Genomic DNA, 20,068 nt, shown 5'->3' with positions numbered 1-20,068 from the left:
CCTACGCGGTTGCACACAACCCATCGGCTACCTAGGTGCTGGCGCACAACCCATCGGCACGCGCCGAGGCGGAGCTGAACCTAAGGCCCAACCCCGCGCCCAGGCGCAGCCGGGCCCGGCATCCCAGGCCAAACCCCGGACCCGAACCCCGAACCCAAAAACCACCCAACCTAGCGGTCGTTGACCGCTTCGAGGGCGGCGTTGGCCCATTCTTGCCATTGGGCGGCCTGGGCGCGGAGTTGCTCGGCCTTTTTGGTGTTGCCGCGTGCTTCGGCGGCGTCCGCGGCGGCGGTGAATTCCTCCACTTTGGCGGTGAATTGGGCGGCGCGGGCTTGGGCTTCGGGGTCGGTCCGCCGCCATTGGGCTTCGGCGGCTTCGGTCACGCGACGCTCCAAGCGGGCGATTTTGTCTTCGAATTCGCGGACGCGCCCACGCGGAACGTAGCCGATCTCCTCCCATTTTTCTTGGAGTTCGCGCAGGTAGTGCCGGGCGCTTTCCAGATCCTTGCCGGGGTTGATTTTGGCGTCGTACTCCTCGATCAGCGCGCTTTTCGCCGCGGCGTTGTCTAGGAATTCGCGGTCGCGTTCTTCGGAGGCTGCGTTGCGGGTGGCAAAGAAGTGGTCCTGTGCGGCTTTGAAGGCGGCCCACAGTTTATCGTCGATATCGCGGGGTGCGCGCCCGGCGGCTTTCCATTCGGCCATCAGGTCGCGGAACGCGCGCGCGGTTTCGTTCCAGTCGGTGGAGTCTTTGAGCTGTTCCGCCCTGGCCACTAGGTCTTCTTTGACTCGGCGCGCTGCCGCCCGGCCGCGATCTAGTTCGGCGAAGTGGCTGCCGCGGCGCCGGTTAAAGGCGTCGCGGGCGCGGGAGTAGCGTTTCCAGAGCGCGTCGTCGGTTTTCCGGTCGATGCCGCGGATGGTTTTCCATTCTTCCAGAATGTCGCGCAGCCGATCCCCGGCCACTTTCCAGTCGGTGGCGCTTTCGCCGATGGTTTCGGCTTCTTCCGCGAGGGCTTCTTTGCGGGCGATTGCTTGGGCGCGTCGTTCGGCGCGGGCGGCGCGGGCTTGTTCGCCTGCGGAAGCCGAGGCGTCGATAATCGCGTGGAGACGCTTATCCAGTCCGTCGAGGTCGCCGATTACGGCGGCGGTAGGTAAGGTTTCGCGCAAAGCTGCGGCGGCTTCGCGGATGGAGTTCGCGTCTTCCGGGTGCGATTGTAGACGAGCCTCCAGCAATTCCACCTCGGTGCTTAAGTCTTCGAAGCGGTTGCCGTAGTGTGCGAGCCCCTCTGCGGGGGTGCCTGCCTGCCAGGATCCGATGAGGCGATCCCCGGCGGCGGTGGTGACGTATACGGACCCATCGTCTTCGACGCGGCCCCATTTTGCGGGATCGTTTTTCTGGTGCACTGGCGTTGCAGGACGTGCACCTGGTCGGGGCCCTGGGCGAGGTCCGGGACGGGGTCCGGGCTTAGGAGTGGGATGCGTCATTGTTTACAGGTCCTTACATGTTTTGCCGCGCGTCACGGCTGCCGGTGCACTCTTTACTAGGAAATGCGGTCGTACAACGATTCACATTACCGTGCTTCCGCGAGTCGCGTTCGTTAGATTGGTGTGGTGCGAGATGATTCTTTCCTGCCGACGCCAATTGCGGTGGTCGGGCCTACCGCGTCGGGCAAGTCGGCGTTGGGGTTGGCGCTGGCCCACGCGTTGGACGGCGAGGTGGTCAACGTCGATTCCATGCAGCTGTACCGGGGTATGGATATCGGTACGGCGAAGTTGAGCGTGCCCGAACGCGAGGGCATTGTGCACCACCAATTGGACGTGTTGGAGGTGACGGAGCCGGCTTCGGTGGCGCGCTATCAGGCGGCGGCGGTGGCGGATGTTGAGGATATTCGGCGCCGCGGCAAGACTCCGATTTTGGTGGGCGGTTCCATGCTGTACGTGCAGTCGCTTGTCGACGATTGGCGCTTCCCACCCACCGACGCGGACGTGCGGCGGCGCCTGGAGGAGCGGCTTGCCCGGATTGGGGTGGAAGCCTTGCATGCGGAATTGGCGGCGGTGGATCCGGAGGCCGCACGTATCATCGAAGATCGCGATCCGCGCCGTACTGTGCGGGCGTTGGAGGTTATCGAACTGACAGGCAAACCATTTGCCGCTAGCCAGCCGCTTATCGACGCCCCGGCCCGCTGGGGCACCGTAATCTTCGGCCTGGCCACGTCCCCGGCGTGGTTGAATCCGCGGATCGATCAGCGTACCGAAAAAATGTTTGCCTCCGGGTTTGTTGCGGAGGTGGAGGGCCTGGTGGAACGGGGTCTGGTGGCGGATTCCACCGCCGGCCGCGCCATCGGCTATGCGCAGGTGTTGGCCGCCTTGGCGGGGGAGCTCACCTGGGATGAGGCCGTTGAACGCACCGTGACGGGGACGCGTCGTTACGTGCGCCGCCAGCGCAGTTGGTTCCGGAGGGATCCGCGGACGATCTGGCTGCCTGCGGATGGTGACCCCTTCGCCGAGGCAATGCGGCGGCTAGAATCGCTGCCATGATTCGCTTTGCTAAAGGCCACGGCACGGAAAATGACTTTGTGATCCTCCCCGACGAGGATGCGAACCTTGATGTGACTCCGGAGTTGGTTGCTTTGCTGTGTGACCGCCGGGCCGGGATCGGCGGCGATGGGGTGCTACGGGTGGCCCGCACGGGGGCATTGGTGGCGCGCGGCGTGATCGAGCCGATCGATGGTGTTTCCGAAAGCGATTGGTTTATGGATTACCGCAATGCCGATGGTTCCATCGCCGAGATGTGCGGTAATGGGGTGCGCGTGTTTGCGCACTGGCTGCGCCGCGAAGGCCTAGTCGACGGAGATTCCTTTACCGTGGGCACGCGCGCCGGTGCGCGCCCCGTGCGGGTGCATCATGCGGATGCGACGCAGGCCCGGGTGAGCGTGGCTATGGGAACCCCGGTGGTCACCGGTGTGTCCACCTGCACCGTGGGCGGACGGTCGATTGCCGGCTTGGCGGTGGATATGGGCAACCCGCACTTGGCGTGCGTGCTCCCCGGTTTGACCCCCGATCAGCTCGCCGAATTGCCTATCGACCAGCCCGTTAGTTTCGATCAGGAGTTCTTCCCAGCCGGCGTCAATGTGGAGGTGCTTACCGAGCTGGAGGGTGGGAAGGTGCATATGCGCGTGCACGAGCGCGGCGCCGGCGAAACTCGATCTTGCGGCACCGGCACCGTGGCCGCCGTGCGTGCGGCGTTGGCGGATCGAGGCCTGGAAGACGGTGAGGTGACGGTGATCGTGCCCGGTGGGGAGGTCACGGTGACCATCGCGGGCGCCGAATCCACCCTGACCGGCCCCTCGCGGATCGTCGCGGTCGGGGAGTGGCTGGGTTAGGGCTTGTAGCGGGCGGCGGCGCGGCGCGCCCTGACCCATGCCTCTTTGAGCTCTAGGGCCCGCCGGTCGGTGACGGCGAGCAGGGCTTCCATTTGGGCCACCGTAAGGTCGGTGGTCAGCCGGGCATCGAGGCGGCGCAGGAAGCTTTGCGCGGTATCGTGCTGGTAGAAAAATGCCTCGATATCCGGGTCCGTGCAATCCGGGTTCGCCAGCGCCGGCCGGTGCAGGGTGCGGTCCGCCAGGTTTTTGGGCTCGCTGCCGTGGAGGAAGCGATCGTAGGCTTCGATCACGTCGCGGATGTCTTCCGCAGAAAGTTTGATCGAGGTGAGCAGCGTGGCGGATTCGCTCTGGTTGGGGCGCATCGAGTTGGCTACGAACATCAATAGGATGATGATGGCGGCCAGCACCACACCCTCGAGGCGGAGCGTGAGCACGAGCGCGGCGCAGCTTATCCAGATGATGAGCTTGTAGTACTTCGGATTGAGGTCAGGCATGGCGTGTGATGTGAGCTATGAATGTCCACTACTACAGCCGCCGCCGCAACTCCCGCAGGAATCGCCGCAGCCGGCTGGCGGCAGGATAGATCCGGTAAGAACAACCGTGCCAGCAACGATGCTACCAGGGGTGGGCAGATCCCCGTCGGGTAGGCACAGATCCAAGAAGTCCGGCGCTACGAGGGTGACGTGGATAAAGCGCTGCCCGGTCAGTTCATTTGTGCGAAATTCGGCTGCCTTGACCACCCCCGTTAGGGCGGCGGAGGCGTCCGGCGCGGCCGCCCCCGAATTCGCGGCTACCAGCATCGCCCCTTGGCTGATCAGCATGGGCTCCGGCGCGCTGCCGTGCGCTTGTTCGAATGCCGCCGCATCCGGGTAAACGGCAACCTGCACGCCAAGCGCGGTGAGCGCCAATTGTTCCCATTGCAGGGTGGGTTCCTCTACCAAAAGGGGCCCCTGCGCCAGGTTGCAGGTCAACGATGCGCGCAGGTCACCGTTGTCGGTGACTACGTCGCAGAGTGCCAGGACGTCGCTAAGCATGGTGATGTGGGTGGGGGTGGCGGTGCTGGATTGAAAGCCGGTCCAGGTCGCGTATGGTTCCACGGCCAGGATATTGACACGCGCCCCAGAGCTGTCGGCGAATTGGATGAGCTGGCCGCCGCGCACCTCACCGGTTACCTCGAGGTTGCCGCTTGCGATGGCGGCTTCTACGGCGTCTTGCCAGCGGGGGAAATCCATGCCCAGGCAGGGGAGATCTTGCGTCATGCCCACCATCGTAATTGGTTTCCGATTACATGTGTTTTTCGGGGCAGGGGTAACTGAAAACACAACCGAAAGGTGTGTAGGTTAGCCGAACTTAGGTGTAGGTTCTTTGTATACACCAAAAACGGTAATTGGCGTGGTTTTCAATAGGGTTTTTATTGTTACGGCGCCGTTGCAAAAAAGAAAGCATCAGAGCAATGGACTTCAAGCTAGATTCTGTTCCCCTTGGTGAAGACGTTATTTTGGCCCCGATTCATCATCCGATGCGGAGACGGCTTGCAGAGTTAGGAATTCGGGAGGGCGTGAAACTTCGTGTCACCCAACGCACCAGCGGTGGTGGTCGTGTGATTGATATCAACCACACGCGCTACGCAATTGATGCTCATACGGCGGCGGAGTTAATCGTTCGCCCGGTCAAGGAGGCGTAAATGACAGCCATTACGGAGTGCTCGTGCCATTCATCCGGCCACGGGCATCGCATTGAAGGAGCGCCGGTCATCGCGCTCGTCGGCGCACCAAACGCCGGCAAGTCAACCTTGTTTAACGGTTTGACCGGCGCAAAGGCACATATGGGTAACTGGCCCGGCACCACGGTGGAGGTGAGCCGCGGCGCGTGGAAGGTCAATGGGACGGTCTATGACGTTATTGATTTCCCGGGCGCGTATTCCCTGGATCCGGTGAGCCCAGACGAGGAGCTCACCCGCGACCTTGTGATTGATGCGGACGAGCGTCCCGACGCCGTGATCGTTGCCGTGGACGCGGCGAGCTTGAGCCGCGGCCTGTATATGGTGTCCCAGCTTGCGGAGGAGAATTTCCGCGTGCTGGTGGTGATCACCAAGGAGGATGTGGCGGCGGATCAGGGCGTGTCCATCGATGCGGCCGCCTTGTCTGAGGCCTTGGACGTGCCGGTGGTGACGGTGGATCCGCGTCGCCGCGCTAATATCGCGGCCGTGGGTGCCGCGATTGAGGCGCTGATGGAAGAGGAGCCGCGGCAGCGGCGCCAGGCGGCTTCGGGTGATGAATTTGAGGTTGCTGATGCTCGCTTTGCGTGGGTAGAAAACGCCGTTTCCAATGCAACGACGACCAAGGAAAGCTCGCGTACCCTCACCGAGCGTATCGACGTCGTGGCACTCCACCCATTGTTCGGCCCGTTGATGTTCCTTGCGGCCATGTGGCTGGTCTTCCAGATCACCACCACCGTTGCCGCCCCCTTCCAGGATGGGCTGGATTCCTTGTTCGCCGGGCCGGTAAGCGATACCGTCCGGGGCTGGCTGGAGCCGTTCCCGCCGCTGTTTACCGGCTTGATCGTGGACGGCCTGATTGGCGGCGTGGGCATGGTGCTCACCTTCGCCCCGCTGATGGCGTTGATGTTCCTGTGCCTGGCCTTCCTGGAGGATTCGGGCTATATGGCGCGGGCGGCCGTGGTGACGGACCGGTTGATGAAGGCCATTGGCCTGCCCGGCAAGGCCTTTATCCCGCTGATCGTCGGTTTCGGTTGCAATGTGCCCGCCATTTCCGCCACCCGCGTCTTGGCAGAGCCGCGGCAACGCCTGCTCACGGCCCTGCTGATCCCGTTTACCTCGTGCTCCGCGCGGTTGACCGTGTACGTGATGCTGGCGGCCACGTTCTTTCCGAATCACGCCGGCACGGTGGTCTTTGTCATGTACCTGATTTCCATCGGCCTGGTGGTGCTGACCGGCCTGTGCCTGCGCCACACCCTGTGGCGTCGCGTGGGCACCGAACCGCTGGTGATCGACCTGCCGGTGTACCAGATCCCCGGCGCCCGGCTCGCGTTCTCGGTCATGTGGGTCCGCCTCAAGGGCTTCCTGCAGACCGCCGGTGGCATTATCGTCGCCACCGTCGTGGTGGTCTTCCTCCTGCAATCCACCCCCACCTCGGGGGACTATGGCTTCGCCGATGAGAACCTGCCCCCGCAGGACAGCGCCTACGGCGTGCTCAGCGAGGCGGTCGCCCCGGTGTTTGCCCCGGCCGGCTTCGGCTCTTGGTCCATCGCCGGCACGCTGGTCACCGGGTTCGTGGCCAAGGAGGCCGTCATTTCCTCCTGGGCCCAGACCTACAGCCTGGACGATCCCAGCCAGGAAGACGCCGAGGAACAAGGCAAATCCGCCCTGGCTAGCGCCATCCGCGAGGACTTTGATACCACCTCCGGCGGGCACGGCATCGCAGCCGTGTGGGCGTTTATGGTGTTCCTGCTGGCCTACACGCCATGCGTGGCAACCCTGGCCGCCCAGCGCAGAGAGATCGGCCTGAAATGGACCATCTACGGCGTCGGCATGCAATTGTTCGCCGCCTGGGCACTGGCCGTGATCGTCTTCCAGGTCCTTCGAATTTGGTGGTGATTTGCACATGAGCAGCCCGTTGACAGCAGTCCGTGATGCCTTTCAGCACGGCGCGCTGACCGTCGCCGAAATAGCGAAGGACACCGGGCTCACCCGCTCCACGGTGAGTGCCGCATTGCAGCACTTGGAACGCATGGGTCACATACAGCGACGTCGAGAAGCAATGTCCTGCAGCGGTAGCTGCGGGGGCTGTAACGAGGATACCTGCGGAACCACCGGGGGCCTTGTAACGCTCACCCTATCCACCCGGCCACCTGCGGGCCGTGCGACAATAGTGGGTAATGACTAAACCGAATTCCCACTTTGTCACCCCCACCACGGGTGAGCTCGACCTCGAGGCACGTACCAGCCTCCGGCGGCTCACCCGCGGTGCCAAAACCCACACCACCGAGCAATCCGACGGCTACGACGTCGAATACCGCAAACTTCGCCTCGAACAAGTGGTGCTCGTCGGCATGTGGACCGAAGGCAGCGCCGCCGAAATCGAAGCCAACCTCGACGAACTCGCCGCCCTGGCCGAAACCGCCGGCGCGGAAGTGGTGGACATGATCTACCAAAAACGCGACCGGCCCGACCCCGGCACCTATATCGGCTCCGGCAAGGTCAAAGAGCTCAAAGAGATCGTGGTGGCCTCCGGCGCCGACACCGTAATCTGCGACGGCGAGCTCAGCCCCGGCCAAATGATCGCATTAGAAAAAGCGCTCGACGTGAAGGTGATCGACCGCACCATGCTGATCCTGGATATCTTCGCCCAACACGCGAAATCCAAGGAAGGCAAGGCGCAGGTCTCGCTCGCCCAAATGGAATACCTGATCACACGCGTGCGCGGCTGGGGCGGCAGCCTATCCCGGCAGGCGGGCGGGCGCGCAGGTTCCAACGGCGGCGTGGGCCTTCGCGGGCCCGGCGAAACGAAAATAGAAGCGGACCGGCGGCGGCTGCGCTCCGATATGGCCAAGATCCGCAAAGACCTCGAGGCAATGAAAACCTCGCGGGAGATCAAACGCTCTCAACGGCGCGCCTCCACCGTGCCGCAGATCGCCATCGCAGGCTACACCAATGCGGGCAAATCCTCCCTGATCAACGCCATGACCGGCGCCGGCGTGCTGGTGGAAGACGCGCTCTTTGCCACCCTGGACCCCACCACCCGGCGTGCCGAGCTTGCCGACGGCCGCGCGGTAGTGTTTACAGACACCGTCGGGTTCGTGCGCCACCTGCCCACCCAGCTGGTGGAGGCCTTCCGCTCCACGCTGGAGGAAGTGGTGGAGGCGGACCTAGTGCTGCACGTGGTGGACGGATCGGATCCGTTCCCCCTGACGCAGATCGAGGCCGTCAACGGCGTGATTACCGAAATTGTGCGCGAATTGCAGGTGCCGGCGCCGCCGGAGCTGATCGTGGTGAACAAGATCGATATCGCCGATCCGCTGACGCTGGCGGAGCTGCGGCACGCCCTCGACGACCCCGTTTTTGTTTCCGCACGCACTGGCGAAGGCATCCCCGAGTTGGAGGCGCGGATCGAGCTCTTCCTCAACTCCTTGGACGCGCACATCCAGCTCCGCGTGCCGTTTACGCGCGGCGATGTGGTCGCACGGGTGCACGAACACGGGACCGTGCTGAGTGAAAGCTACGAGCCGGAAGGCACCGTGATTGATGTGCGGCTGCCGCAATCCCTGGCCGCCGAGCTGAAACAATTCGTGATTTCCTGATTTGGCCGTGCGCGACGGATAATGAAGCTCCGTGAGTACTTCATGGGGCTGGACCGTCCACGGCGACGGCAAAACGATCACCCCCGGTGCCGTCGTTGCACCGGAAGAACGGCTAACCTGGAGCCGCACCATTGGCATAGGAATGCAGCACGTTATCGCCATGTTTGGTGCGACTCTGCTGGTGCCCACGCTTACCGGATTTCCCGTTAACACTACGTTGCTGTTTTCCGGTGTGGGCACCATGCTGTTTCTGCTGGCTACCCGCAACCGCCTGCCTTCCTATTTGGGCAGCTCATTTGCCTTTATTGCACCCCTGGTGGCTACCCAGTCCGATGGTATCCCCGCCCAGCTTGGCGGCATAATTGTTGCCGGCTTGGCGTTGGCGGGCGTGGGTTTGCTGGTGAAACGTACCGGCCGCGCGCTTCTCGACGCCGTGATGCCCCCAGCCGTTACAGGGGCCATTGTTGCACTTATCGGTCTAAATCTCGCCCCGGTGTCGGCCAAGTCCTATGCGGAGCAGCCGCTGGTGGCCACCATCACCATGGTGTCTATCCTGCTGTTTACGGTGGCGGGGAGGGGATTGGTGGCCCGGTTGGGCATCCTCCTTGGCGTGATTGTCGGCTGGGTGTTCGCATCCGTGACCGGCAATCTTACCGACGAGGCAGTTCGCGCCCTCGAGGCGGCCTCCTGGGTGGGGGTACCCCAGTTCCACGCCCCCGAGTTCCGGCTTTCCGTCATCTTGGTGACCCTCCCAGTGGTGATCGTGCTTATCGCCGAAAACGTCGGCCACGTGAAAGCCGTCTCCGCCATGACCGGCCGCGATATGGATGACCTCGCCGGTGATGCCCTGATTGCCGACGGCTTGGCTACCTCCGTGGCCGGTTGTTTCGGCGGTTCCGGCACCACGACCTATGCCGAAAACATTGGCGTAATGGCGGCCACCAAGGTGTATTCCACCGCAGCATATTGGGTCGCGGCCTTGACCGCCGTCGCACTGGCGTTCATTCCGAAGTTCGGCGCGTTGATCTTGACCATCCCGCCGGGCGTGCTCGGCGGCGCAACCATCGTGCTGTACGGGCTGATCGGCATGCTTGGCGTCCGCATTTGGCAGGACGCCAAGGTGGACTTTAACAATCCCGTCAACCTGACCGCCGCCGCCGTCGCCTTGATCGCAGGGATTGGCAACCTCACCCTCACCGTGTTTGGCGTCGAATTGGAGGGCATCGCCTGGGGGTCCGTCGGGATCATCGTCGGCTACCCGATCCTCAAATGGTGCTACGAAACCATCGGCGAAGGCCAGCAGCTTCACTGACCCGGCTGGATCCCGTGGGCCAGTTGGCCCGGCCGCCCTTGGCGGTGTGGCCCCCGTCACACCACGCGGTTGCCCAGTGATGGTCTCGTCGCTCGGCCGCCCTTGTCATACCGCTCGGCGGTCCTTGCCACGGTGCTCGGTGCTGACCTAATGGAATTTACTTTCAATAGCTGCGCCGAGGGTGCTTCTTTTCGGCGCTGGGTCCCGCTGGCGCGCCAACGGAAGGAGTAGGGCATGGCCTTGGAGGGTAAATCGGGGCCAAAATCGGGCCAGAGGGATAGGTTGCGCACCGCACATGAAATTTTTTACACACAAAATCCGATTTCTGTGTAATTTTCATCATCCTGGGCCGCCCCTGAGGCCCGGCCGCGATATTTTTTACACAGATTTCTCGATTTGTGTGTAAAAAATATCAGTAGACAACGTTCAACTCGGGATTTGGGATAGGTTGTAAACAACGAGTTGACCTGCAATAGCGCCATTTTCGATGATTCGGTAAGGGGTAATCAAGGGTATGGGATTTGGGGCCCGCAGCGGGCCTCCTGGGGCGGATTAAATGAATTGTACACCGTCAAAGCAAATGGCGCACAACCGATCTGCATCGGCTTGGCCACCAGCCCCGCCACCCTGACCGCCAGCCCCGCCACCCTGACCACCACCCCCGCCGACTCGGAACGCCAGCCCCACCAACCCCACCAACCCCGAACACCAAAACGCCGCCGGGGAATCAAATCCGCGGCGGCGTTGTGTTCCGGAGGCTGGTTAGGCGTCCAGGTCTTGCTCGATCAGAGCGGCGATTTCCTCAACGGCTTCGGCGTTGTCGGAGGTCACCACAACCTGGTCGCCTTTTTCCGCACCGAGGGCCATGATCATCAGGGAGGAGGCGGCTTCGGTGGGTTCGTCGTCGTCTTCTTCACCTACGAGTGCGAGGAAGACATCGTCGTCGTACTTGGCTGCTGCTTCCGCGATGATTGCTGCGGGGCGGGCGTGCAGGCCGACGGCGGAGCCTACGGTCACGGTTTTGGATGCCATGTGATGGTCCTTTCAAGTGAGGGGGCGATGTGCCCAACTTTACGTAATTCTTGATGCGTTCGCTAGGGATTTCGCGATCAAGATTTTTGGTTATGCCCGAGCGGGCACAGCTTGTTTCCCGGTGAATTGTTTCAGGGCGACTACCGCAAGTGCGGAGACTGCGGTGCCAACCAGGATGGCCGCGATCCATGCCCACGCCGGATCGATGGCGAACAGGACGAACAGGCCGCCGTGGGGCGCGCGGGACCCGACGCCGAAGGCCATGGAGATGGCGCCGGTAGCGGCACCGCCGACCATCATGGCGGGGATCACGCGGAACGGGTCGGCTGCGGCGAATGGGATCGCGCCTTCGGAGATAAAGGACAGGCCGAGCAGCCAGGCGGATTTGCCGTTTTCGCGTTCGGCGTCGGTGAATAGGCGGGGGCGCAGGAAGGTGGCCACGGAGAGGGCGATCGGGGGTACCATGCCGGCGGCCATGACGGCGGCCATGATTTTGAGGGAGGCGTCGTCACCCGTGGATAGCCCGGCGGTGGCGAAGAGGTATGCGGCTTTGTTGACGGGCCCGCCGAGGTCGAAGCACATCATCAGGCCGAGGATGATGCCGAGCAGTACGGCGGAGGATCCGGACATGGAGCTCAGCCAGTTTTGCAGGCCTTCCAGCAGTGCGGATAGCGGGCGGCCGAGGAAGAGGTACATGGAGAGGCCGACGATCAGGGAGCTCAGCAGCGGGATGATTGCCACCGGCATGAGCGAGGCGATGATGCGGTGCACCTTCCAGGAGCCGATCCACATTGCTACCAGGCCGGCGAGGATGCCGGTGACTAGGCCGCCGATAAAGCCGGCGCCGACTGCCAGGGAGATGGCGCCGCCGACGAAGCCGGGGGTGATGCCGGGGCGTCCGGCGAGTGCGTAGGCGATGTACCCGGAGAGCGCGGGGACGATAAAGCCCATGGCGGCTTGCCCGGCTGCGAAGAGGACGGCGCCGAAGTAGAGGAGGAAGCCGCCGCGGTCGAAGGTCATGTCGCCGACTTCGTGCCCGGGCAGGTTGGTCAGCGAGTGGTTGGCCACGATGTCTTCCCAGCCGTTGGCCATGTCGTAGCCGCCGACGAGGAAGCCGAGCGCGAGGAGGAGGCCGCCGGCTGCGACGAAGGGGATCATGTAGGACACGCCGGTCATGACGGCTTGCTGGATGCGCTTGCCCCAGCCGAGTTGCGCCGCCGTTTCTTCCGCATTGTTGCTGCTTGTCGACGCCCCGGTTACCTTGCGCGCGTTGGGGTTCCGCGACGCTGCCACGGCTTCTTCGATCATCTTCTTGGGTTCATTGATCGCGCGTTTTACGCCCGATTCGATGACGGGTTTTCCGGAGAAGCGCTCGCGGTCTTTGACTCCGACGTCGGTGGCAAAGATCACGGCGTCGGCGGCGGCGATGACGTCCGCGGGCAGGGGGGTGACGGAGGAGGATCCTTGGGTTTCTACCTGGAGTTCCACCCCGTCCATTTCTTCCGCGGTTTGCTTGAGGGAGTCGCAGGCCATGTAGGTGTGGGCGATGCCGGTGGGGCAGGCCGTGATGGCTACGATGCGGGTGATGTCGCCTGCGGCTTTGGCGCCGGAGGCTGCGTCCGGTGCGGCCGCGGCATCGGCTTTGGGTTTGCGATCTTTGGCTTTGCTGAGCACGTCCATGACCAGGTCGACGATTTCTTCCTTGGTTTGGGCGGTGCGTAGCGCGGCGATAAAGTCCTTGCGGACCAGGGCGCGGGCGAGGGTGGACAGGATTTTCAGGTGGACCTTGCCGCCGCCTTCGGGGGCGGCGATCAGGAAGACCAGGTCCGCGTCGCCGTCGGGACCGCCGAAATCGACCGGGCGGGACAGGCGGGCGAAGGCGAGGGTGGGTTCGTTGACGGCGGCGGTGCGGCAGTGGGGGATGGCTACGCCGCCGGGCACGCCGGTGGCGGATTTTGCCTCGCGGGCGCAGGCATCCTCGGTAAGGAGGGCGGCGTTGGTGGAACGACCGGCCGCCGCGACCGTTTTGGCCAATTGGCCGATAACGTCTTGTGGCGTGACGCCGAAGTCGGCATCCAGCGTCACAAGCGAGGGTGTGATGGTGCTCATGGTTCGTTGATCCTAAAAGTCTTTGACGGTGGCGCCGTCACGGTTGATGTCGCTGGGAGCGGGGATGACCGTCCCAGGTAAGGAGGCTGCCGCGGCACCATAAGCCACGGCGGTTTTCAGGGCTGAGGCGTGATCCGCACCCGTGGTGCGGGCCATGATGTAGCCGGCTAGGGTGCTGTCACCAGCGCCGACGGTGGAAACGCATTCGATGGGTGGCGGCGTGGCGATCCACGCCTGGGTAGCGGTGACCAGCGCCGCACCCGCGGCACCGAGGGTCACCAAGACTTCGGGGATGCCGCGCTGCACAAGATCCTGTGCGGCGCGGACGATCTCGGAGTAGTCCCCGCGTGCGGCGGCGGCCTCCAAGGCTTCGCCGTCCGTATTCATGAGTTGGCCGAGTTCCACACCGTTCGGCTTGATCAGCGAGGGCGCGATGCCACGGTCCAAGCCGGGGGAAAGCGCGCGCAGGGGGGCGTCGGAACTATCGACGGCAATCATGAGGTCTGGGTTTTTCTTCCGCAGGCTGGCAACCAAGGTCACATACCAATCCTCCGGGGTGCCTTTGGGCAAGGAACCGGCGAGGACGATGGCTTGTGCGGCAGGCGCGGCGTCGATAAGTACCTGCTCAAGTTGGGCAAGCACGGCGGGGGAAAGCTGCGGCCCGGGCCCATTGAGCTTGGTGGTCTCGCCGCCTGGGGAAGTGACGGTGGTATTGGTGCGCACGGTGTCGTTCATCGCCACGGGGTGATGTGGGATATCCAACATTTGCAGCAAGCTGAGGAAGGGATCGTCGGCATCGCATGGGAATACGGCAAGGGTATCCACACCGGCGTAATGGCAGGCGCGGGAAATATTGATGCCCTTACCGCCCGCGACGCTGGAAACTTGCGACACCCGCTGCACCGCGCCGGGCCGCAGCGGTTCCGAAAGTACAAGCGTTTGGTCGATACTTGGGTTTGGTGTCAGTGTGAGTATCACGGTTGAATCACCTCAATGTTGTGTGAGCGTAACAGCGAAAGGAATCGGGGGGAAGCGTTGGTATCAGTAACTACAACATCGATGTCTTCAAGCTGCGCGAATGTGACCAAATAGTCACGATCAAACTTGGAGGAATCGCACAGCACCACGACGGTGTTCGCTTGTTGCACCATCGCACGCTTCACCGCCGCGGCGGTCGGGTCCGGCGTGGACAACCCGTGGCGCTCCGAAATCGCGTTCGTACCGAGGAAGGCGAAATCGGCGCGCAAGGCATCCAGCGTAGACACAGCCTGCTCGCCGACCACCGCGCGGGTATACGTGCGCATCGGGCCGCCCAGCAGGTTAATGCCGGGAACGCCCGCAATGGACAGCGTCATTGCCGCCGGCAAAGAATTGGTGACCACCGTCCAGCGCTGGTCCTGATAACAATTGGCCATTTCCCCGGCGAACGCCGCGGTGGTGGTGCCGGCGTCGAGGAACAAGCTGCCGCTGGGCTCCGGAAGCAGCCGCGCGGCCGCCCGGGCGATGGCCAGTTTTTCGGGGGCGTTGTGCAGCGAAGCCTGGGCGAAATCCGGCTCAGATGCTGCGGGTTTACCATCCTGGACGGGGGCCACCGCACCGCCGTGGACGCGGTGCACTAGGTTGTCCGCTTCCAGGGCTTTCAGGTCACGGCGGATCGTCTCTTGGGTGACCTCAAATTTTGCGGCAAGTTCGGCGACGCTGGAGTGTCCGTGGAGGACCGTAGCGTTGGCGATCTCGGATCGCCGCTGTGCGACTGTGAACATGCTCACCTCCAAGAGTGGCTCGGAATCACGGACAATCGGGCGTTTGGTGTTTGCCTTGGTGTCCGATTTGTTGGGAATGTCTCATTGATATTGCGGTTATGAGGTCTGTCCCTTTCTGTTTACGCCCACTAGTGTGGGTTTGTCAACACCTAAATGTTTGATTGTTTGCGGACATGTTGGGAATTTGATGTTAGGCTGGGGAAGATATCACCAGTGACGAGACAGGGCAGGAAATGACCGAAGTGACACATGACACAGTTTTAAAGGGCACCGCCGTGGTGCCTGGCGTCGCGTACGCCGAAGCCGTATGGATCCGCCCCCGCCCCCAGCTGCCGCGCGCCGGCGCGGTGGTCCCGGAAGCGGAACGTGAAGCCGAGTACCAACGCTTTGTGGAGGCCGCCGATGCGGTGGCCGATCGGTTGAGCACACGTTCGGAAGCAGCCGAGGGCCCGGCGAGCGAGGTGCTTGCCGCCACCGCCGGCATGGTGCGTGACCGCGGGTGGCGCAAGGCCGTGAAGAAGGGCATCACCGGTGGGCACCCCGCCGACTACGCCATTGTGACCGCCACCACCAAGTTCATCACTCAGTTCGAAGCCGCCGGTGGCGTGATGGCCGAACGTGTGACCGATCTCCGCGATATTCGGGACCGCGTGATCGCCGAGCTCCGGGGCGAGGACGAGCCGGGCTTGCCGCAGGTGGAAGGCGAGGTTGTGCTGTTTGCCGATGACCTTTCGCCCGCCGATACCGCGGCGCTGGACACCAAGCACTTCACCGCATTGGTCACGGAGTTGGGCGGGCCCACCAGCCATACTGCGATCATTGCCCGCCAGTTGAACGTGCCGTGTATCGTGGCCGCGGGCAAGAAGATTCACCAGATTCAGTCCGGCCAGCCCGTGCTTGTCGACGGCGCGCTGGGCACCATTACACTCAACGCCGACCCCGAGGTGGCCAAGACCGCCGTATCGGAACACAAATTGGTGGCGGCGCGTGTGGCGCAGTGGCGCGGACCGGGCCGCACCAAGGACGGCCACCTGGTGCAATTGCTGGCCAATGTGCAGGACGGCAACGGTGCCCGCGTGGCACACAACACCCAGGCCGAGGGCATTGGCCTGTTCCGCACCGAGCTGTGCTTCCTGAACGCCACCACGGAGCCGACCGTGGAGGAGCAGGCCGCCGTGTACCGCAAGGTGTTCGAGGCGTTCCCCAATTCCAAGGTGGTGGTGCGCTCGCTGGACGCCGGCTCCGATAAGCCGGTGGCGTTTGCCACCTTGGCCGATGAGGAAAACCCGGCGCTGGGTGTGCGCGGCCTGCGCGTGGCTCGCGCGAATGAGGAGCTATTGACCCGGCAGCTCGACGCCGTGGCCTTGGCCGTCAAGCAAAGCAACCGCGGGGAAAGCGCCCCGACCTGGGTCATGGCACCCATGGTGGCTACCGCCCGGGAGGCGCAATGGTTCGCAAGTTTGTGTGGGGAGCGCGGCTTGATCGCTGGCGCCATGATCGAGGTTCCGGCGGCCGCCCTGATGGCGGATAAGATCATGCCGCACCTGAAGTTCGTGTCTATCGGCACCAATGACCTCACGCAGTACACGATGGCGGCGGACCGCATGTCCCCGCAGCTGGCGTATCTGACCGACCCGTGGCAGCCCGCCGTGCTGCGCCTGATCGAACATACCTGCAAGGAAGGCAAGCGCTTTGATACCGCCGTGGGCGTGTGTGGCGAGGCCGCTGCCGATCCGCTGCTCGCCTGCGTGCTCACCGGGTTGGGTGTGAACTCCCTGTCCTCCGCATCCACCGCCATCGCCGGGGTGGGCGCGCAGCTGGCCGCCGTGGATCTGGAAACCTGCAAGAAGGCCGCCGCGGCGGCCCTGAATGCCGAGGGTGCCACCGAGGCACGCGCCGCCGTGCGTGAGGTGATCCAGCCCTAGTTACGGTCCGTCAGACCAAGGTCAATGCCCCGCGAAACCCGCGGGGCCTCCCGTTTTCGGGGGCATTTCCGCCCGATGTGGGAAGTATCACAATCAGCGGAGTTGGGTGCATTCCACAACGTCGTGCTGGACCAGATCCGGCGTGGGCAGGAAATTATCCCACTGGCTTCCCTGGGCATGCGCATAGGCCAATGCGGAGGCGAGGCGCTGCGCGGGCGGGGCATCATCCTCAGCGGCCATCAGATAGCCGGCCAGCAGGCTTTCCCGCCAGTGGATGCCCTGGCGACCGCCCGGGGCGGGGGTGGTGGCCGACCACGCCTCAGACTCATTGACAAGCACCGCGTGGGAGCGGGAGCACGCCACCAACACCTCCGGAACCCCGGAGGCGACGAGTTCATCGGCGGCGGCGAGGAGCGCGGCGTCGTCAACCTCTTGTAGGTTGCGGCCGGTGACGCTGGCCAAATCGGCCTGGGTGACCACCAGTACGTGAGGATGGGTCACGGCGAGCTGCCGCACCAGCGCGTGCAAAGCATCACCCTCAGTGGCCACGGCGATCCGAACCTTGGGGTGGTACAACGTTAATGCGCGAATCACCTCCACGTACCAAGCGGCAGTAGCAATATTGGGCAAGGGGCCCGCAAGCAGCACCCACGACGCCGTCTCCGCCAGCGTCACGGCCAAATCCCGCAGCATGGCTAGTTGGGTAGGGTCCAAGGGCATCGGCGGGTCCTTGAGCACCGTGGTGGCGCCCGCAGGATCCGTCAACGTGAAATGCATCTGGATGGGGCCCGGCACCGCAACGAATTGGTGCGGGGTGCCGGTCACCGCCATCAGGCGCATATAGTGGCTAATCTCCGGGGCGGGGAACACCGCCAAGGTATCGCGCCCGGCGCGATACAAGGTGTGCGTGACGTTGACGCCCACGCCGCCGGGGACGGTGGAGATATCGCCAAGCTGGCACACCATGTCTGGGCCCAGCTGCTCCCCGGTGGTGGCCGTGCGGTCCAGCGAGGGGACCGGGGTAAGTGTGAGGATCATTCCGCCAACACCACCTGGATCTCGCGGTCCCGCAGCGAATTCACAAAGGACTCGGGGGCGCCCGCGTCCGTGATCACCACGTCCACATCGTCGATGTCGGCGAAACTCACCAGGTAATCGCAGCCCATCTTCGTGGAATCACAAAGCACCACCACCTTATTGGCGTTGGTGATCATCGCGCGCTTGACCGCGGCCTCTTGGGAATCCGCGGTGGACAGGCCGTGATCCAAGGTGAGCGCATTGGTGCCAATAAAGGCGACATCGGCCCGCATCAACGCCAAGGTGCGCAAGGCGGTATCCCCCACTACGGCCTGCGTGATGGCGCGCACGCTGCCCCCCAGCAATTGCACCTCCTCCAGACCGGAGGCGGCCAATTGCATCGCGATGGGCAGGCAATTGGTGACGATGGACCACTGGCGCGCATTCGGGCGGTCCGCGATCAGCTCGGCCAAGGCGGCGAGCGTAGTTCCCGCATCGAGGAACATGCCGCCCTGCGCGTCCGGCAAATAGTCCAGGGCCGCGCGGGCGATGGCCGACTTTGCCGTCGACGCTGACTTGGCGCGGGCGTCGACAGAAAACTCGGTGGTTTGGAAATTCTGGCTGGCAACGGCCCCGCCATGTACGCGGTGGACGGAACCATCGGCATCGAGCACTGCGAGGTCACGGCGGATGGTTTCAGCTGTGACATCGAAGCGCGCGGCCAACTCGGTAACGTTGACCCGCCCTTCCACCGCAGTCAGCGATGCGATCTGGCGTCGGCGTTCCTCGGCATACATGCGAAACCTCAATTCAAAAACACGGCGTGGGTTTTGTGCCCGTTTCTGTGACTAAGTTTTGCATGAAGTGAAGTTCAAGTGGGCATTCGGAGGCGGGTTTCGGTAGAAAATCCACAAATGTGGGGGTGGTTTCACCTCCGAGTGCCTGCTGTTTTAGAATTTTCGGATCAATGACACGACAATTCCAAGGATTTCCGCATCTTCGCCCGGAATGGGGGAGAAGGCGTCGTTATGTGGCAAAAGCCAAATCCCGGTGGCGTCCTTATGGAACTCCTTGACCGTCGCCTCACCCTCAATCATGGCGGCCACGAACTGACCCTGCTCCGCTACCGGCTGCGAGCGCAGCACGACCCAGTCGCCGTCCAAAATGCCGGCGTCCTTCATGGATTCACCAATGACCTGGAGCGCATACAGGTCGCCCTCGCCGACAATGTTCGCCGGCAGCGGGAAATAATCCTCAATATTTTCCTCGGCGAGGATCGGGGCGCCGGCGGCGATGGAGCCGACCACGGGAATAAAATGAGCGTCCGTGCTCTCCGGATCGTAGGGGTTCTCCATATCCTTCGGACGCGGTTTCGGACCGGCCTTCGGCGGCACCGCCCCAGGAAGGTGTCGAACATCCACCGCGCGCGGCTTGTTCGGGTCACGCCGCAAAAAGCCCTTCTTTTCGAGCTCGCGAAGTTGGTAGGCAACGGAAGAAGTGGATTGCAACCCAGCGGCGTCTCCAATCTCGCGAATGCTTGGCGGATAGCCGCGCAGTACTACAGCATCACGAATGACCTCAAGGATACGGCGTTGCCTATCGGACAAGGAGGACATATCAAGCTTTGGTTGCTTGTTGGTCATAAGGATCAACTCCAATTGGGGAAGTAGAAGGTAGGGGAAAATCCCCCGCGGGTAACGAAATGCTGAATGGTGAAACGGCCGACGCGAGGCGCCGACCGAGACGAGCGTTGAGATGAACTCGAACTGCAACCTCTTGCTAACTCAGACTACCTCAAATATTCGCGAGTTTGGTCGCCTGTTCGAAAAATTCAGGAGATTGCTAAACACGCTTATGTTCGTGGGAATATTTCTCGAACAAAGATTCTGATTGGAACAAATCTGCGGATTCGAGAACCGCCGTCACTGCGATGAAATTGAATTGCCCGCTACCGAAAGTAGTGTTGGGTAGTGCGTAATCTTTCTTTTTGCCTGCATGCAGCAAGAATAACCCCTTGGAAGGGGGTAATCAAGGGGAAGAATCTGGCGTTTAGGGGAAGCAAATTTCCGGCCATCTGGCTACAAGTAGAGGCCCTATTCGAACATCATGCTCGCAAAAAAGAACGCTCGTGTACAACTGGCTAAGTGTTTCGCAAGAGCGAAAAGCGGCGGTGCGTAATCTGGTTGTGGGCGGCCTATTTCAAGTCGCAGAT

18 protein-coding genes are annotated in these 20,068 nt (G+C 63.0%); 8 read left to right on the top strand and 10 right to left on the bottom strand.

What is annotated here, in order from left to right:
* Positions 1-170: 170 nt before the first annotated feature.
* Positions 171-1,481, bottom strand: coding sequence for a DUF349 domain-containing protein (locus CCANI_RS08295; RefSeq protein WP_146323719.1), 1,311 nt, complete (start codon positions 1,479-1,481; stop codon positions 171-173).
* 144 nt (positions 1,482-1,625) lie between these two features.
* On the opposite strand from CCANI_RS08295, the gene miaA reads away from it, so the two are divergent.
* Both miaA and dapF read left to right on the top strand, forming a co-directional pair.
* Positions 1,626-2,534: a tRNA (adenosine(37)-N6)-dimethylallyltransferase MiaA gene (miaA, locus tag CCANI_RS08290; protein ID WP_146323802.1), complete on the top strand. Its 909-nt coding sequence runs from the start codon at positions 1,626-1,628 to the stop codon at positions 2,532-2,534.
* A complete protein-coding gene (gene dapF, locus CCANI_RS08285; RefSeq protein ID WP_146323718.1) occupies positions 2,531-3,379 on the top strand; it encodes a diaminopimelate epimerase in 849 nt (282 codons plus the stop codon). The genes miaA and dapF overlap by 4 nt, the downstream gene beginning before the upstream one ends.
* Here dapF and CCANI_RS08280 read toward each other — a convergent pair.
* On the bottom strand, positions 3,376-3,873 hold the full coding sequence (locus CCANI_RS08280; protein ID WP_146323717.1) for a hypothetical protein: 498 nt from the start codon (positions 3,871-3,873) through the stop codon (positions 3,376-3,378). The two genes, dapF and CCANI_RS08280, sit on opposite strands and share 4 nt — an antisense overlap.
* Before the next feature lie 15 nt (positions 3,874-3,888).
* A complete protein-coding gene (locus CCANI_RS08275) occupies positions 3,889-4,638 on the bottom strand; it encodes a hypothetical protein (RefSeq protein ID WP_146323716.1) in 750 nt (249 codons plus the stop codon).
* A gap of 194 nt (positions 4,639-4,832) precedes the next feature.
* On the opposite strand from CCANI_RS08275, the gene CCANI_RS08270 reads away from it, so the two are divergent.
* The 5 genes from CCANI_RS08270 to CCANI_RS08250 are packed head-to-tail and all read left to right on the top strand — an operon-like array spanning position 4,833 to position 10,010.
* Positions 4,833-5,063: a FeoA family protein gene (locus tag CCANI_RS08270; RefSeq protein WP_146323715.1), complete on the top strand. Its 231-nt coding sequence runs from the start codon at positions 4,833-4,835 to the stop codon at positions 5,061-5,063.
* On the top strand, positions 5,064-6,995 hold the full coding sequence (gene feoB / locus CCANI_RS08265) for a ferrous iron transport protein B (RefSeq protein WP_146323714.1): 1,932 nt from the start codon (positions 5,064-5,066) through the stop codon (positions 6,993-6,995).
* Positions 6,996-7,002: 7 nt separating this feature from the next.
* Positions 7,003-7,284, top strand: a complete 282-nt coding sequence (locus CCANI_RS08260) for a helix-turn-helix transcriptional regulator (protein ID WP_146323713.1) — start codon at positions 7,003-7,005, stop codon at positions 7,282-7,284.
* Complete coding sequence (gene hflX, locus CCANI_RS08255) at positions 7,277-8,698, top strand: GTPase HflX (RefSeq protein ID WP_146323712.1); 1,422 nt, start codon at positions 7,277-7,279, stop codon at positions 8,696-8,698. The genes CCANI_RS08260 and hflX overlap by 8 nt, the downstream gene beginning before the upstream one ends.
* Positions 8,699-8,729: 31 nt before the next feature.
* Complete coding sequence (locus CCANI_RS08250; protein WP_146323711.1) at positions 8,730-10,010, top strand: uracil-xanthine permease family protein; 1,281 nt, start codon at positions 8,730-8,732, stop codon at positions 10,008-10,010.
* Positions 10,011-10,772: 762 nt separating this feature from the next.
* Here the strand turns inward: CCANI_RS08250 and CCANI_RS08245 are convergent.
* The 4 genes from CCANI_RS08245 to CCANI_RS08230 all read right to left on the bottom strand — a co-directional run bounded on the left by CCANI_RS08245 (position 10,773) and on the right by CCANI_RS08230 (position 14,914).
* Complete coding sequence (locus tag CCANI_RS08245) at positions 10,773-11,042, bottom strand: HPr family phosphocarrier protein (protein WP_146323710.1); 270 nt, start codon at positions 11,040-11,042, stop codon at positions 10,773-10,775.
* Positions 11,043-11,132: 90 nt separating this feature from the next.
* A complete protein-coding gene (locus CCANI_RS08240; RefSeq protein ID WP_146323709.1) occupies positions 11,133-13,151 on the bottom strand; it encodes a PTS fructose transporter subunit IIABC in 2,019 nt (672 codons plus the stop codon).
* Positions 13,152-13,163: 12 nt separating this feature from the next.
* The gene (locus CCANI_RS08235) at positions 13,164-14,129 is read right to left on the bottom strand and encodes a 1-phosphofructokinase family hexose kinase (protein ID WP_146323708.1); all 966 of its coding nucleotides are present in this window, start codon (positions 14,127-14,129) and stop codon (positions 13,164-13,166) included.
* Complete coding sequence (locus CCANI_RS08230; RefSeq protein ID WP_146323707.1) at positions 14,126-14,914, bottom strand: DeoR/GlpR family DNA-binding transcription regulator; 789 nt, start codon at positions 14,912-14,914, stop codon at positions 14,126-14,128. The genes CCANI_RS08235 and CCANI_RS08230 overlap by 4 nt, the downstream gene beginning before the upstream one ends.
* Positions 14,915-15,147: 233 nt before the next feature.
* Here CCANI_RS08230 and ptsP point away from each other — a divergent pair, with 233 nt between their 5' ends.
* Positions 15,148-16,839 carry a phosphoenolpyruvate--protein phosphotransferase gene (gene ptsP, locus CCANI_RS08225; RefSeq protein WP_146323706.1) on the top strand — a complete coding sequence of 564 codons (1,692 nt, stop codon included), beginning with the start codon at positions 15,148-15,150 and terminating at the stop codon, positions 16,837-16,839.
* A gap of 93 nt (positions 16,840-16,932) precedes the next feature.
* Here ptsP and CCANI_RS08220 read toward each other — a convergent pair whose 3' ends face one another.
* The 3 genes from CCANI_RS08220 to lexA all read right to left on the bottom strand — a co-directional run bounded on the left by CCANI_RS08220 (position 16,933) and on the right by lexA (position 19,499).
* A complete protein-coding gene (locus CCANI_RS08220) occupies positions 16,933-17,877 on the bottom strand; it encodes a PfkB family carbohydrate kinase (protein WP_146323705.1) in 945 nt (314 codons plus the stop codon).
* A complete protein-coding gene (gene sugR / locus CCANI_RS08215) occupies positions 17,874-18,653 on the bottom strand; it encodes a transcriptional regulator SugR (RefSeq protein ID WP_146323704.1) in 780 nt (259 codons plus the stop codon). The genes CCANI_RS08220 and sugR overlap by 4 nt, the downstream gene beginning before the upstream one ends.
* A gap of 153 nt (positions 18,654-18,806) precedes the next feature.
* Positions 18,807-19,499, bottom strand: coding sequence for a transcriptional repressor LexA (lexA, locus tag CCANI_RS08210; RefSeq protein WP_146323703.1), 693 nt, complete (start codon positions 19,497-19,499; stop codon positions 18,807-18,809).
* Positions 19,500-20,068: the final 569 nt, after the last annotated feature.

Origin of the sequence: Corynebacterium canis (assembly GCF_030408595.1) — a bacterium.
Classification (GTDB): domain Bacteria; phylum Actinomycetota; class Actinomycetes; order Mycobacteriales; family Mycobacteriaceae; genus Corynebacterium; species Corynebacterium canis.
The sequence above is the reverse complement of the archived record's forward strand: the minus strand, read 5'-3'. Positions and strand labels throughout refer to the sequence as shown.